This is a genomic window from Streptomyces virginiae, assembly GCF_000720455.1.
In the GTDB taxonomy this organism is placed as follows: domain Bacteria; phylum Actinomycetota; class Actinomycetes; order Streptomycetales; family Streptomycetaceae; genus Streptomyces; species Streptomyces virginiae.
Genome location: NZ_JOAK01000010.1, coordinates 112,407 through 126,119, shown reverse-complemented (window position 1 = coordinate 126,119; position 13,713 = coordinate 112,407). Strand labels below are relative to the sequence as shown.

The following is a 13,713-nucleotide window of genomic DNA, read 5'->3' as shown; positions in this document are numbered from 1 at the left end:
GGGCCTGGTGGTGCTGGACCGGAGCCGACGACCACCGACCGGGGATGGGCCGGCGGCGCGGGCAGGGGCCGGGGAGCTGCACAGCACCCCCAAGGGCTGCTGTCTTCCCTCCGTCGGCCATCACCTCTTAAGTCATCGCGCGACCTCGCGGAGCGTTACGCCCAATCTTCGTGTCCCGAGTCACACCCCGTATGCGCGGATGCCGGTCATACGGTCACACCCCTCGGTTTCCGGAGCGGAAGCGGCGGCTCCTGAAGGGGTCCGCACGCCGGTGTCGCCGGGCCCGACCGGGCCCGGCGACGTCTCGTACACCCCCGCGCACCCGCCCGTCAGTGCTCGCGCGGGGCGGGAACCACGCGCTCGACCTCCGGATGAACCGTCAGGAGCTGGCGCATCGCGCTCTCGGCACCCGTCGCGTCACCCGCGGCGAGGGCCTCGACCATCCGTGCGTGGTGCGCGACGCAGGCCTCGCTCGGGCGGTCGCAGGAGGTCATCGGGCTGCCGGAGACCTGGAGGGCGGCGGAGACGATGCCGGAGAGGTGCTCCAGCATGCGGTTGCCGGCGACCTGGATGAGGAGCGCGTGGAACTCGTTGTCGGCGCGGGCGAAGGTGATCGAGTCCCCCTGGCCGAGGGCGTGGCCCATGATCTCGACCATGTCGGCCAGGCGCTGCTGGATGTCCGGCCGGCCGTGGCCGGCGGCGAGGCGGGCGGCGAGCGGCTCGATCGTCCAGCGGAGCTCGCCCAGCTCGCGGCGCTGGTCGTCGCGCTGGGGCCCGAAGGCGCGCCACTCGATGATGTCGGGGTCGAGCAGGTTCCAGTCGGCGACGGGGCGGACGCGGGTGCCGACGTTGGGGCGGGCGCTGACGAGGCCCTTGGCCTCCAGGACCCGCAGCGATTCGCGGACGACCGTGCGGGAGACCTCGAAGCGCTGGCCGATCTCCTCGGGGACCAGGGGGCGGTCCGCACCGAGGTCGCCGGAGACGATCATCTGGCCGAGCTGCTGGACGAGTTGGCCGTGGAGTCCGCGGCCGCGGCTGCCTGCCGCGCGGCGGCCGACGCGGCTCAACTCGACGTCGGCGCCGTCCCAGTGGGGTGCTCCGACGCGGTCGGACCCGGGGGCCTCCGCGTAGGGGTAGCGGTCGAGTTCGCCCGCGCCGGCGAGGCCGGAGTCGGCATGGCGGGCGGCGGTCATCATGGTGTGCGCAAGGGTACTCACGAATCCTTTGTCGGTCGTGCCTCCATGACCCTTGAGGTCTTTGGTGAAAAGCACACGAAAGGGTGATCGGTGCCACCTACGCAATTGACGACTTATCGTAAAGAACCGGGCCTATTGCGTGGAGTTGCGGTCCGCTTGACGCGACATGGACTGCAACGGTCCCGTCCGTGACCGCTCCGGCATCGGAACGATCACCAACGGACCCTGCTGCGCAGTCCGGTGAACCCATAGGCGCACAACAGGACCATCAGCGACAGCACCAGGGCGGTCGCGACGGGCTGGGTCATCACCCGTAGGGCCCCCACGAGCAGCCGGTCCGCCTCCGGCGGCCACTGCACCCAGGACAGGCCCCGCAGCCGGGGTCCCAGACCGGTGACCGGGTACGCGGACGAGCCCTCCAGCGCCTTGCGCACCAGCGGAACCACTCCCACGGGCACGGCGAGCACCGCCGCCAGTCCCGCGGTGGCGGACCGGAAGACGCCGGAGGCCAGTACGCCGGCCCAGGCGCAGCCGATCAGCAGGCCGGCCCAACTCGCGGCCGGGGAGAGCCACTCCGTCGGCGTGCGCAGGGGGCCGCTGTCGAAGACGAGCGCCAGGGCGGCGGCGTCGGCCGTCACCACCAGGGTGCCCAGGAGCAGGGCGAGGGCGGCGCAGACGCCGAGCTTCGCGGTGAGCAGCCCCAGCCGGCGCGGCACGGTGCCCCGGTCGGCGGCGAGGGCGGGGTAGCGGTACTCCTCGCCGAAGGCCAGTGCGCCGAGCAGCCCGGCGCCCAGGGCGGCGGGCGGCAGCGGCAGCAGCTCGGGCCAGGCGGCGAGCAGCCGGTTCTGCGGGGTCTGCCCGGCCCGGGCGAGCACGAGGGAGGTGAGGACGGAGGCCACGACGACGAGGGTGGTGGTGAGGACCGGGGTGGCGGTGCCGAAGACGCGGAGCAGCTCGTAGCGCAGCGGCCGCAGCGGTCCGCCGACGCGCCGCACGGCCGAGGCCGGACGCCGGGAGCGGGCGTCCCCGGGACGGCCGCCTGAGTCCGCGGAGGGATTCGGCGCGGCCCCGGCGGGGGCCGTCGTTGCGGTCGCGGCGGTCGCGGCGGCCCGGGCGTGCGGGACCGGCGCCGTCGACGCGCCGGCGTCTCCGGTCTCGTCGGCGAGCTGGTGGACCAGTACGCCGTGGCGGAACGCCGCCTCACCGACCTCGGCGCAGTTGCTGCCGTACACCGACAGGCGGCTGCCGCTCTCCTCGACGATCTCCACCGCGCGCCGGGCCGCCCGGGCTTCCCGGCCCAGTACGTCGGCCAGCCGGGCCGCGTGCGGTGTGCGCACGGCGACACGCGGCCTCAGCCGGGTCCGCGCGAAGTCCGCGGCCTCCTGGTCGGCGACGAGGCGGCCCGCCTCGATGCTGACGACCCGGTCGGCGCTCCGGGCCGCCTCCTTGGCGTCGTCGGTGGTGAAGAGCACCGCTCCGCCGAGGGAGGCGTGGCCGCGCAGCAGGCCGTACAGCCAGCCGCGTTCGCGGGGGGAGAGCCCGGCGGCCGGCTCGTCGAGGAGCAGGGTGCAGGGATCGCCGAGCAGCGCCGAGGCCAGGGCGACCCTGCGCTCCATGCCGAGTGACAGCGAGCCGAGGCGCTGGTCCCGCAGGCCGGCGATGCCGACGACCTCAAGCATGGTGTCGGCGCGGGAGGCGGGCACCCCGGCGGCGGCGCAGAGCATCCGCAGCTGGTTGCGGACGGTCCGTGCCGGGTTGCCGGGGACGTCCCCGAGCAGCACTCCGACCTCACGGCCGGGGTGGGGGATCCGGTGCAGCGGGCGGCCGCGGAAGTAGGTGACGCCGCGGCCCGGTTCGAGTTCGAGCATGAGCCGCAGGGCGGTCGTCTTGCCCGATCCCGGCTCGCCGAGCAGGGCGGTCACGTGCCCCGGGCGGGCCTCGAAGGTGAGGTCGTCCACGAGGGGCGGGGCGTCGGTGCGTGGTTTGCTGGTGAGTCCGATGGCCTGGAGCATCGCTTCTCTCGCGGGGGGTGAGACCGCTCTGCGGCAGGGTGATTACCGCAAGCAAGATAACGCGATATGTCCGATTTTCGGCGCAACCGATCCGGTGGAATGCCGAACGCTTCGTCAGGTTCACCCCGAACCGGAGACCCGGTCCCGGCACCGGCGGCGCGTGGGACGCGGCGTCAGACCTCCGGGCGCAGCATCGGCGGATTGAGCAAGGTCGCCCCGCCCGCGCGGAACAGCTGGGCCGGGCGGCCGCCCTGACGGGTCGTCGTGCCTCCGGCCGGTACCAGGAAGCCGGGGGTGCCGGTGACCTTGCGGTGGAAGTTCCGCGGGTCCAGGGCCACGCCCCACACGGCCTCGTACACCCGGCGCAGCTCCCCCACGGTGAACTCGGGCGGGCAGAAGGCGGTGGCCAGGGAGGAGTACTCGATCTTCGAGCGGGCCCGCTCCACGCCGTCCGCCAGAATCCTGGCGTGGTCGAAGGCGAGCCCCGCGGCGCTCTCGTCGCCGACGGCCAGCAGTTCGTCGACGGGGGCCCAGCGCGCGCTGTTGGCGTCGCCGCCGGCCCGGGGCGCGGGGAGGTCCGGAGCCAGTACCAGATGCGCCACGCTGACGACCCGCATCCGCGGATCCCGTTTCGGATCGCCGTAGGTGGCCAGCTGTTCGAGGTGCGCCCCGTTGCCCGCGCCCGGCATGGCGGGGTCATGGGCGCACAGGCCGGTTTCCTCGGAGAGCTCCCGGGCGGCGGCGGCCGCGAGGTCCTCGTCTCCGCGGACGAATCCGCCGGGCAGCGCCCAGCGCCCCTGGAACGGCTGCTCACCCCGCCGGACGACCAGCGCGCAGAGCGCGTGGCGCCGCACGGTGAGCACGACCAGGTCGACGGTGACTGCGAAGGGCGGATAGGCCGACGGGTCGTAGGGCGACATGCCGCGATCATAGTCGTCTGCCTGACGATAAACAGCGCTTTGGTGACCTTGAAGACAATGGTCCACGGGCCGGCGGGTGTGCCCGGCGGGCACGACGGGCGACGCCCGCCGCCTGCGAGCCGGCGTCGGACCGGCACGGCCCGTAAGAGGCCCGGGCGGGCGGGGCACCCCCTAGACACCCAGTTGGAGCGCATCCGCGGCCTCCTCCACCATGGCGAGGCCGAGCCGGCTGACCCGGACGGCGAAGGGCTCGCCCGACACCCGCAGACCCGCGAGGCGGATCGCGCCGAGGGGGGCGCCGGGAAGGGGCACGAGGGCGACGGTGCCCGAGGGGGCGTCGGGGCGGATTCCGGCGAGGGCGGTCAGTACGTGGACCCCCGCGGCCGCGGCCACGGCGGCGGGACGGCAGGCCGCCGGGTGCGGGATGGGGACGCTGCCGGTGGTGCGCTGCTCGGCCGCGAACATCTCCGGCAGCCGGTACCCGAAGGCTTCTGCGGCGTCCATGAGGCCTCTGAGCAGGCCCGCGGCCTCCTTCTCGAAGCCGGCCGCGGCCAGGCCGGACACGGCCACGGCGCTCTCGTACGCCCGTACCGCGCCGGAGCGGTGGCCGTACGGGTTGTGTCCCGGCTCTGCGCGGGCCATGCTCCGCAGCCCCCATCCGCAGTCCATGGCGGGTGCGCCGAACAGCCGGGCCAGCTGCTCGGTGCGGACCCGGTCGAGGAGACCGGGGGCGAGCCGGCCGCCGCTGAGCAGCCCGGTGTCGAGCAGGTGGGCGGCGGCACCGGTCAGCCGTGGCAGTGGCCGCCCGTCGGGGTGCAGGGCCGAGGCGGGCCGTCCGCCGTCCGGGCCGTCGATCCAGAACCCGTCCCGGAACCGCTCGCGCAGCGCGGCCGCCCGCTCCCGCCATTCCTCGGCGCCGGGCCGTCCGCATCCGGCGAGGAGATCGGCGCCCAGCACGGCGGCCCGGTGGGCGTGGGCCTGGGTCTCGCAGCGCCGCGGCCCCGGGTCGGGATCGGCCAGGAAGCCGTCCTCGCCGAAGGCGCCGCGCAGCCAGTCGAGGCACCGTTCGGCTGCCGGGAGCAGTCGGGCGACCTCGTCCTCCGGCAGGCCCCAGAGGCGGGCTTCGGCGAGCACTGCGGGAAAGGCGAGGGTCGCCTCGGTGCCGGTGCACGCGGGCGGCAGCTGCGGGCCCGCTCCGCGCAGGGGCCCCGGGATCTTCCCGGACTCGGCGCCGCGCGCCTCGGTCTGTGTCCGGGCGAGGACGCGCAGGGTGGCGGCGGCGAGCCCGGTCCCCAGCGGCAGCGCCATGCGGGCGGCCCAGAGCGATTCCGCAGGTGCCAGGCCCAGCCGCCAGGGCACCCCGGCCGCCGCGAAGGCGTCGCCGGGCTGCTCCGGGTCCCGCGAGAGCAGCGCGCGCAGGTCCTCGACGCTGGTGCGGAACCACGCCTCGGTCCTGGGGTCGTCCCCTTCGGCCCGGGCGTCGGCCAGCGGGTTCGCCACCTGGCCGGCGGAGGCCCGCACCACCCGGTCCTGTGTGGTGCGCAGCTCGATGGTGCGGGACTCGCCGGGACCCAGTTCGAGCTGCCAGCGCAGCAGCCCGGCCGAGGCCACGGCGTCGTCCGGGGCCGGCTGTGCCGTGGTGACGGCCTGTGCTTCGCCGGTGCTCCAGCGCAGGCCGGCGGCGTGCACCCCGGCGGGCAGCTCCGGGCCGGCGCGGCCGGCGGCCACCGCGGCCAGTTCCGCCAGGTCGGAGCCGAGCAGCAGCTCCACGGGGAGGCGTACCGGCCGGGCCGTGAAGCTGCGCAGGGTGATCCGTTCGGTGCCGTCCGCGTGGCGGATCCGTTCCACGCCGATGTCCGGGTCGGGGCCGGGCTCGGCCCCGGTGCGCACGGTGGCGGTGAAGGCGGCCCGGTCGGCACCGAGGCTGCGGCCCTGGACGGCGACGGGGTCCCGGCCGCCGACGCGCAGCACGCAGCGGGAGAGCAGGCGGCGCCCGGACCGGTAGATCCCGTCGATGCCCTGCCCGGTCAGCTGGCCGTGTTCGGGCGAGATGACCAGACAGGGCGCGGCGACGCAGATCACGGCGCCGTGCACGGGCGGCAGCTCGGGCCTGCGGGCCAGGGGCACGGCGGTCGGGCGGGGAGGTGCGGGGTGAGACATGTGTCGCCTTGTCTGCGCTCCGGTGGGTTCAGCAGGGCGGCGGCGCGGCCGGGGCGGCACCACCCCCCAGCTGAACGCCCCCACCCCCGCCCGGGTCACGGGCCCGGACTCCGGCCGGGGGCTCCGGGGACGCGTCCCGCGCCGCAGGACCGGCCCCGAGGTGGCGCGGGGCAACCGCAGGGGACCGCCGTACGACGGCCGGCGCGCTCTCACTGCCCGCTCCCCGCGGTGCGGCGGGATCCGCGGCACGGGGCCGTCCGGCCCCGGCGTCCGGGCGGCCGGGTGACGGCGGAGGACCGGTCGCGCCTCGGTTCGCGGCGGCGCCGCTCCTCCCTCAGGCACTGGCGCAGTCCCTCGGGGTCGACCCCCTCGTTGCAGGCGTGGTGGAGCAGCTGGGCGAAGCGGTATTCGGCGTCGGCCCGCAGGGCGAGGCCGAGGGCGATCCGGGCGGTCGGCTCGTCTCCGGTGGACCAGGAGACCCATCCGGCCAGGGTGAGGGGCGCCGCGGCGTGTTCGCCGTAGGCGCCGACGCAGCGGCGGGCCAGGGCCCGCCACAGGCGCAGGGCGCAGGCCGCCTCCTCCCCTTCCATCCACTCGGCCGCGATGTCCCGGACCTCGCGGTCCTGGAGGCCGAGGATCAGTGAGGCGGCCTCGTCGTGGCCGAGCAGGGCGTCGTCCCAGTCGTCGCCCTGGGGGCCGCCCTCGGCGGGCGGCGCCTGGGTCATGCGCCGCATCAGGGTCTGTGCCAGCGAGATGGTCTCGGCGCCCACCTCCTCGCGGGTGGCGCCGTGGAGGATCCTCGGCATCAGAGCGGTGGCAGCCCGGTCCAGGGCCCGCTCCGCCTCCTCGGCCACGGGCCCGCGCAGCGGTGCGAGCCTGCCCTCGATCTCGTCGAGGGAGCCGCGGACCTGGAGCCCGGCGAAGGTGGCTGCCGCGGCCATCACCGAGGTGCCGACCGGGGCGAGGGGGCTGCCCTCGGCCGGGCAGCACCGCTCGTCGGGGCAGACGTAGGACCAGAAGCGGCCGGCCGACAGGCACAGGGCTTCCAGCACCGGCACGTCCAGCGCGCCGCAGGCCAGCCGGATCCGCTGGGCGAACGGCCGCAGCCGGGTCATCACCCCCTGGCCGCCCTCCTCCCCGCGCGGCTCCTGGCACAGGTAGACGACGATGCCGTCGGGCTTGACGCCGCGCCGTTCGCTGCCGCGGACGAGGCAGTCGGCGACCTGTCGGGCGGTGTCCTCCCATTCGGCGGGTGCGGTGGGGATGCCGACGCGGAGGCGGCCGCCGAATCGCCCGCCCTCGCCGTGCACGGCGACCATGACGAGCGAGTCGGACGGGTGGAAGCCGAGCATGTAGGGCAGCGCGTCGGCCAGTTCGGCCGGGCTGCGCAGGGTGATCTGCTGTTCGTCGGCGGTTCCGGCCGGGCTGGTGAAGGACCGGTCGGACGGGCGACGGGATTCGCTGTTGTTCGTCATGTCACGAAGGTCCCGCGCATGATCCGATCCCGAAAGCCCTGTGGATAACTGTTGATGCCTCAACCACCAGACACCTCAACCACCGCAGGCGCGCAACACCCTGGGCGGCGCCGCTACAGCGGCAGTGCGAGCGCCACCGCGTTGTAGGGGAGGTCCGGCTCCGGGGGCTGCGGGAAGCGGGAGTTGGGCAGGTAGAGGCGGTTGCCGTGGACGGCCGCCGCGCAAGGGGTCTCGAAGCGGGCGTCGGTGACCGTACGGGCCAGGCGGGCGTTGTGGCCGGTCGGGTCCAGGCGCAGCACCGCGAGGTCGTTCATGCGGGGCGCGTAGAGGGTGCGGCCGTGCACCAGGATGCCGTTGGTCGTGGGAAGCGTGACCCCGCCCAGGTCGGTGCGCCGGGCGACACCGGTCACCGGGTCGACGCGGAACAGGCTGCCGCCGTGGGCGTGGATGTTGACCACCAGGAGCGCGGATCCGTCCGGGGTGGCCGCGATGCCCGTGGCGGTGAGCCCGTCCGAGGGGCCCTGCGTCCATTCGCCGCCCAGCCGCAGGGTCGTCACCGCGTCGCGCGCCGGAAGCTCCCCGCGCGGGCCGAGCGGCAGGCGGAACAGCTGTCCGTTGAAGGAGTCCGTGAACCAGGCGGCTCGCGCGGTGAGCACCACGTGGTCGACGAACGTGTCGGCGTTGCCGACCTCGTACGTCTCGATCACCTTCCCGGTGATTCCGTCCAGAACGGTGATCAGCCGTCCCCAGCCGCCCGCGACGAAGACCCGCTGCCGGTCGTCCACCTGGAGCCCGACCGCGTAGTACCCCTCGCCGAGGCCCGGGTTGATGACCTTTCCCCGGCCGGTGAGCAGGCACGCCCGGTAGACCGCGCCGCCGAGCAGCGAACCGAAGTAGGCGTAGGGCGCCGGGCCGATGCCGATGCCGGCCGGGTGGAAACCGTTCGGCAGGTTCAGGACGTCGGGCCGGCCGGTGCGGGCCGCCGACGGGCCGGGGCGTTCGGCGGCGACCGCCGTGCCGCCCCAGCCCGCGTCGCCGATCAGCGCTGCGGCGCCCGCCGCCGCGCCGATGCCGAGGAACCGTCGTCGTGCCATGGCCGAGCTGAGCATCGCGCCCCCCTGTGGTGTCGTCGTCGTGCGGGAGTGTGGTGCGGGCCGCCTGGATTCCGCTCGAATCCGGCCAGCGGGCGGCTAGGGACGACCTAGGACCGCGTTGACAAGATCGCGGAGCGGTCGTTCTAATGAGGAACGTGGCGCGTGGCGCCGGCCAAAGAGAACTGGGCCGGCCGGTGACCGGGCGACCACCCGCACATCAGGGACCGTCGCATGCGTTCTCTTCTCACAGGCTCCGCCTGATCCAGGCGCCTCCGCGCGCCCGCACCGCCGCTCGAACCGGCCGTGCCGTATCCCCCGCGTCCCTCCGTGTCGCCGTCCGTCCTCCCGCCCGCCGTCGCACGGCGTGCCGTCCGGGACGACGCCCACGCACGCGCCTTCCACCCTCCCCCCTTCTCCTCCTTTCTTCCTTCCTTCTCCTTTCCCCGCAGACCCATCACCCGAGGAGTCCCACCCCGCCATGTCCTTCAACCAGTCCGTCATCGACGAGTTCCGCGCCAACCAGGGAAAGGTCGGAGGGTACTTCGAGGGCAGCGACCTGCTGCTGCTCACGGTCACCGGCGCCAAGTCGGGTGAGGAGCGGACCGTCCCGCTCGGCTACGTGCGCCACGACGACAGCCTGCTGGTCATCGGCTCCAACCTGGGCGGGCCGAAGCACCCCGACTGGTACCACAACGTGCTCGCCAACCCGCTGGTCCAGGTGGAGATCGGCGCCGACTCCTTCGAGGCGGTCGCGGTGCCCGCCGAGGGCGAGCGCCGGGACCGGCTGTTCGAGCACGTCGTGGCGGCCGAGCCGGGCTACGGCGAGTACCAGGAGAACACCAGCCGCGTGCTGCCCGTGGTGGTGCTGGAGCGCAGCGACCCCGCACCCGGCGAGGGCCCGGCCGAGATCCGGAGCCTGGCCGACAAGCTGGTCGAGGTGCACGTGTGGCTGCGCGGGCAGCTGCGGCACGTGAGTGCCGAGGTGGACGCCTACTTCGAGACGGTGGCCGCGCACCAGGGCGAGGGTGCCGCGCCGGCGCCGGGCCTCGGGCTCCAGATCCGCCAGCACTGCCTGGCGTTCTGCCAGACGCTGGAGATCCACCACACCGGCGAGGACGCGCACATGTTCCCCGCCCTCGCGGCGCAGAACCCGCACCTGAAGGACGTCTTCGACCGGCTGCGGACCGAGCACGTCACGGTGGCGCGACTGCAGCACGAACTGAGCGTGCTGCTGGCCGACATCAGCGGGGCGGACCCGGAGCGGTTCCGCAAGGAACTGGCCCGCATGTCGCACGAGCTGAACGCCCACCTCGACTACGAGGAGGAGTCGCTGCTGCCGCTGCTCTCCGAGATCCCCTTCCCGCCCGGCCCGCCGGCCGCCGCCTGAAGGCGGAGCACCCCGGCGGGCCAGCCGACCCGCCGGGGCACAGCAACAGCGAGGTGCGTCGCGGCTACCGGTCGGACGGGCCGACGGGCAGGGCCTGCGCGGCGTACGCGCTCGCGTTGGGCCCGAACTGGAGCACGATGTGGCCGGCGGCCGAGTGCACGTCCCGCCACAGCCGCTGGAGCGGCGAGCTCTCGCTGTGCCCGGCCGTCCCGGAGGCCCGGAACAGCCGGTCCACGGCTCCGACCAGCAGGTCGGCCACCAGCGCGCAGTCCCGCTGGGCCCGCGCCGTCTCCAGCGCGGTGATCTCCCGGCCGGAGTCGGCCACCGCCGAGATGCGCTCCAACAGCAGCCGGGCGGCGTCGATTTCGCCGCCCGCGCGGGCGAGGGTCTCCTCGTAGAAGGAGCGGCCGGGCCCGGGCACTCCCGGGCGCTCGGCGCGCAGCCGGTCCTGCGCGTACGCCGACCAGTGCGCGAGGGCGCCCTCGGCCGCGCCGAGCATCGGCAGGCAGAAGAACAGCCCGTTCACGGCGGCGAGCGGTACGCCCGGCGCGGCTGCGACGGCACCGTCACCGCCGGCCCCGCCGCTGGCGCTGCCGTCGGCGGAGGGACGACCGGTCATCAGGTCGTCGACCGGGAAGGACATCTCCGCCGGCACGTGGAGGTCGTCGACGGTGAGCGTGTGGCTGCCGCTGGCCCGCATGCCGATGTCGGACCAGGTCCGATCGATGGCGTAGGCGGAGCGCGGTATGGCGAAGATCCGCCGCTCGCTCGCGGCGTCAGGGGTCTTGGCCAGGCCCAGCACGAGCGCCCAGTCGGAGTGCTCGACGGCGCTGACGTACGGCCACGTTCCGGTCAGCCGCCAGCCGCCGTCCGCCGGCAGGGCCCGGCCGCGCGGCGAGACCGAGCCGACCACCAGGACGTCCGGGCCGTCCTGCCAGATGCGCTTGCGGCCCTCCTCGGGCAGGAATCCGGCCATCCGGGAGAGGCTGAGGGCGATGGAGGCGCACCAGGCGGTGGCCGGACAGGACGCCCCGATCGTGGTGACCGCGTCGGTGAGGGCGCCGAAGCCACCCCCGTGGCCACCGTGGGCGACGGGCACGAAGTGGCGGGCGAAGCCGGCGTCGAGCAGCGCCCGTACGACGTCCGGGTCCAGCGACCGGACGGCTTCGGCCGCTTCGGCACGGTCGGCCGCGAGGGCGCCCACTTCGCGGGCGGTGAGGGCCGGTTCGGGCGCTGACTGTGTCTGCTGGGGCATGGGCCGGCTCTCCTTGCGGTCGGTGCGAGGAGCCAACGTCGGCCGACCCGATCGGGCACCGCTACAGGTCCCCTAGGGCACCGCTACAGCCCCGCTAGAGCCGCCGGCACCGCGTGGGACATATGTCACAGCGTGCGGAGACCGGCCGGCGGCGCGGGCGGAGGACGGACGTGGAGACCGGTCGGTACGGCCTGCGAAGGTGCCCGATCACCGCCCCCGCGCGCTTTATCACGACGGGGCGGGAGATGTGAATCGGGCGTACACAATGACCGATCCGGAACCTCTCCGACCGCTCACACTTTACTTGATCTTGGGTTGCCGAAGTCGTAGCCTGGCGAGACGTCGGGCCGGCTCCCCACGCATGGCCCGATCTTGCCATCGGGGGTTTTAACAGAATGTCAAAAGATTCCTCTCGACCGTCCGAGTCGCTACCGTTCGCGGAAATCAGCGTTCTCGGATCATTGAGCGTCGAAATCAACGGACAGTCCATCGTGCCCACCGCGGGAAAACCGCGGCAACTGCTCGCGCTCCTCGCCCTGCGCTGCGGCCGGGTCGTCCAGGTGCCGACCCTGATGGAGGAGGTGTGGGGTGAGGACATCCCCCGCAGCGGGATGACCACCCTGCAAACCTACGTCCTCCACCTGCGCAGACTCATCGTGGAAGCCCTGCCCGAGGGCTCCGAGCGCACCCCGAAGGACCTGCTGGCCACCCGGTTCAACGGCTATCAGCTCTCCGTCAAGCCCAAGTCGTTCGACCTGATCGAATTTGAGTCACTGGCCGGATCCGGAGACAACGCGCTGGAGCGCGGAGACGCCGAGGCCGCCTCGAAATACCTTCACCAGGCATTGGAATTGTGGCGCGGTCCGGCTTTGATGGACGTGCCCGTCGGCCGGGTGCTCTCCATGGAACTCATGGGACTCAACGAAGTAAGAATGCGGGTTCTCGAACAGCGCATTCTCGCCGATCTTTGGCTCGGTAAGAGTGCGAGTCTCGTTCCGGAACTGCGCAAGCTCGTGGAACAGCATCCGCTGCACGAGAAGCTCGCGGCCTGTCTGATGATCGCCCACCAGCGGTCGGGGTCGGGCTGGCGCGCCCTCGAGGTCTTCCGCGACCTGAGGAAGGCGCTCATCAACGAGCTCGGCGTCGAGCCGTCCAGCCGCCTCCAGAGCCTCCACCAGGAGCTGCTGTCGAACGCCACCGACCTTTCGCTGCGCGAATACGTCCTGACGTGAGCGCGGACAGGTCAGGGGTACTGGGCGAGGTCGCCGACGGGGTGTTCGCCTACGTCCAGCCGGACGGCAGCTGGTGCGTGAACAACGCCGGGCTCATCGTCTCCGAGGGCCGGGCCGTCCTCGTCGACACCGCGGCCACCGAGGCGCGTGCCCGCAGCCTGCGGGCGGCGGTCGTGGCGCAGGGGCGGCCCGTGCCGTACGCGGTGGTCAACACCCACTCGCACGGGGACCACACCTTCGGCAACTTCGTGTTCCCGGAGGCGGTCGTGCACGCCCACCACGAGACGCGTCGGGAGATGGCCGCGGCGGGCCTGCACCTGACCGGCCTGTGGCCCCAGGTGGAGTGGGGGGCGCTGGAGGTGGTTCTCCCCGAGGTCACCTACCGGGACGAACTCACCCTGCACGTGGGAGCGGTGACCGCCCGCCTGATCCACCTGGAGGTGGCCCACAGCACGAACGACACCGCCGTGTGGGTGCCCGAGCGGCGGGTGCTGTTCACCGGGGACGTGGTGATGTCGGGAGTGACGCCGTTCCTGCCGATGGGCTCGGTGGCCGGTTCGCTGCGGGCCGTCGCGCGGATGCGCGCGCTCGACCCCGCGGTGGTGGTGGCCGGGCACGGCGTCGTCGGCGGCATCGAGGTGCTCGACACCACGGAGGCGTACCTGCTGTGGCTGCAGGAACTGGCCCGGCAGGGCGTGTCCGCGGGGCTGACGGCGCCGCAGGTGGCACGGGAGGCCGACCTCGGGCCCTTCGCCGGCCTGCTCGATCCTGAGCGGATCGTGCCCAATCTGTACCGGGCGTTCGCCGAGGAACGGGGCCGGGCACACGGCGGGGCACTGGACATGTCGGCCGTCATCGCCGAGATGGACACCATGTTCGAGGAGATGGCCGCCTACCGGGGGGCTCCGCCGGTCTGCCACGCCTGACGGCAGCGCCCCGTCGGCGGTCGCGCCCCGTCGGCGGTCGCGGTCCGCGGCTTGAC

Annotated in this window: 10 protein-coding genes; 3 read left to right on the top strand and 7 right to left on the bottom strand. The window is 73.8% G+C overall.

Annotated elements, in window-relative coordinates:
* Positions 1-329 precede the first annotated feature (329 nt).
* The 6 genes from IG86_RS0117440 to IG86_RS0117415 form a co-directional block, all read right to left on the bottom strand.
* On the bottom strand, positions 330-1,271 hold the full coding sequence (locus IG86_RS0117440; protein ID WP_276329191.1) for a FadR/GntR family transcriptional regulator: 942 nt from the start codon (positions 1,269-1,271) through the stop codon (positions 330-332).
* A 137-nt stretch (positions 1,272-1,408) separates the two neighbouring features.
* A complete protein-coding gene (locus IG86_RS0117435) occupies positions 1,409-3,208 on the bottom strand; it encodes an ATP-binding cassette domain-containing protein (RefSeq protein WP_030821360.1) in 1,800 nt (599 codons plus the stop codon).
* A 173-nt stretch (positions 3,209-3,381) separates the two neighbouring features.
* Complete coding sequence (locus IG86_RS0117430) at positions 3,382-4,128, bottom strand: NUDIX hydrolase (protein WP_030650452.1); 747 nt, start codon at positions 4,126-4,128, stop codon at positions 3,382-3,384.
* Between the two features lie 171 nt (positions 4,129-4,299).
* Positions 4,300-6,288, bottom strand: a complete 1,989-nt coding sequence (locus tag IG86_RS0117425) for an amylo-alpha-1,6-glucosidase (protein WP_045937369.1) — start codon at positions 6,286-6,288, stop codon at positions 4,300-4,302.
* Positions 6,289-6,497: 209 nt separating this feature from the next.
* Positions 6,498-7,763: a DUF4192 domain-containing protein gene (locus IG86_RS0117420; RefSeq protein ID WP_107056248.1), complete on the bottom strand. Its 1,266-nt coding sequence runs from the start codon at positions 7,761-7,763 to the stop codon at positions 6,498-6,500.
* A 113-nt stretch (positions 7,764-7,876) separates the two neighbouring features.
* Positions 7,877-8,857, bottom strand: a complete 981-nt coding sequence (locus tag IG86_RS0117415) for an NHL repeat-containing protein (RefSeq protein WP_078848622.1) — start codon at positions 8,855-8,857, stop codon at positions 7,877-7,879.
* 478 nt (positions 8,858-9,335) lie between these two features.
* Between IG86_RS0117415 and IG86_RS0117410 the strand changes: the two genes are divergently transcribed.
* Positions 9,336-10,244, top strand: coding sequence for a nitroreductase/quinone reductase family protein (locus IG86_RS0117410; protein ID WP_030821344.1), 909 nt, complete (start codon positions 9,336-9,338; stop codon positions 10,242-10,244).
* A gap of 64 nt (positions 10,245-10,308) precedes the next feature.
* Here the strand turns inward: IG86_RS0117410 and IG86_RS0117405 are convergent, their stop codons facing one another.
* On the bottom strand, positions 10,309-11,499 hold the full coding sequence (locus IG86_RS0117405; RefSeq protein WP_030821341.1) for an acyl-CoA dehydrogenase family protein: 1,191 nt from the start codon (positions 11,497-11,499) through the stop codon (positions 10,309-10,311).
* A 491-nt stretch (positions 11,500-11,990) separates the two neighbouring features.
* On the opposite strand from IG86_RS0117405, the gene IG86_RS0117400 reads away from it, so the two are divergent.
* Positions 11,991-12,731: an AfsR/SARP family transcriptional regulator gene (locus tag IG86_RS0117400; RefSeq protein ID WP_244305904.1), complete on the top strand. Its 741-nt coding sequence runs from the start codon at positions 11,991-11,993 to the stop codon at positions 12,729-12,731.
* Entirely contained in the window at positions 12,728-13,657 is a 930-nt protein-coding gene (locus IG86_RS0117395) for an MBL fold metallo-hydrolase (RefSeq protein ID WP_030821337.1), read from the top strand. Before IG86_RS0117400 ends, IG86_RS0117395 begins: the two co-directional genes overlap by 4 nt.
* The last annotated feature ends 56 nt before the right edge of the window (positions 13,658-13,713 follow it).

Coding starts and splice junctions, on each gene's coding strand:
- IG86_RS0117435 (WP_030821360.1), bottom strand. CDS start 3,208: ATGCTCCAGGCCATCGGACTCACCAGCAAACCACGCACCGACGCCCCG.
- IG86_RS0117430 (WP_030650452.1), bottom strand. CDS start 4,128: ATGTCGCCCTACGACCCGTCGGCCTATCCGCCCTTCGCAGTCACCGTC.
- IG86_RS0117425 (WP_045937369.1), bottom strand. CDS start 6,288: ATGTCTCACCCCGCACCTCCCCGCCCGACCGCCGTGCCCCTGGCCCGC.
- IG86_RS0117420 (WP_107056248.1), bottom strand. CDS start 7,763: ATGACGAACAACAGCGAATCCCGTCGCCCGTCCGACCGGTCCTTCACC.
- IG86_RS0117415 (WP_078848622.1), bottom strand. CDS start 8,857: ATGGCACGACGACGGTTCCTCGGCATCGGCGCGGCGGCGGGCGCCGCA.
- IG86_RS0117410 (WP_030821344.1), top strand. CDS start 9,336: ATGTCCTTCAACCAGTCCGTCATCGACGAGTTCCGCGCCAACCAGGGA.
- IG86_RS0117405 (WP_030821341.1), bottom strand. CDS start 11,499: ATGCCCCAGCAGACACAGTCAGCGCCCGAACCGGCCCTCACCGCCCGC.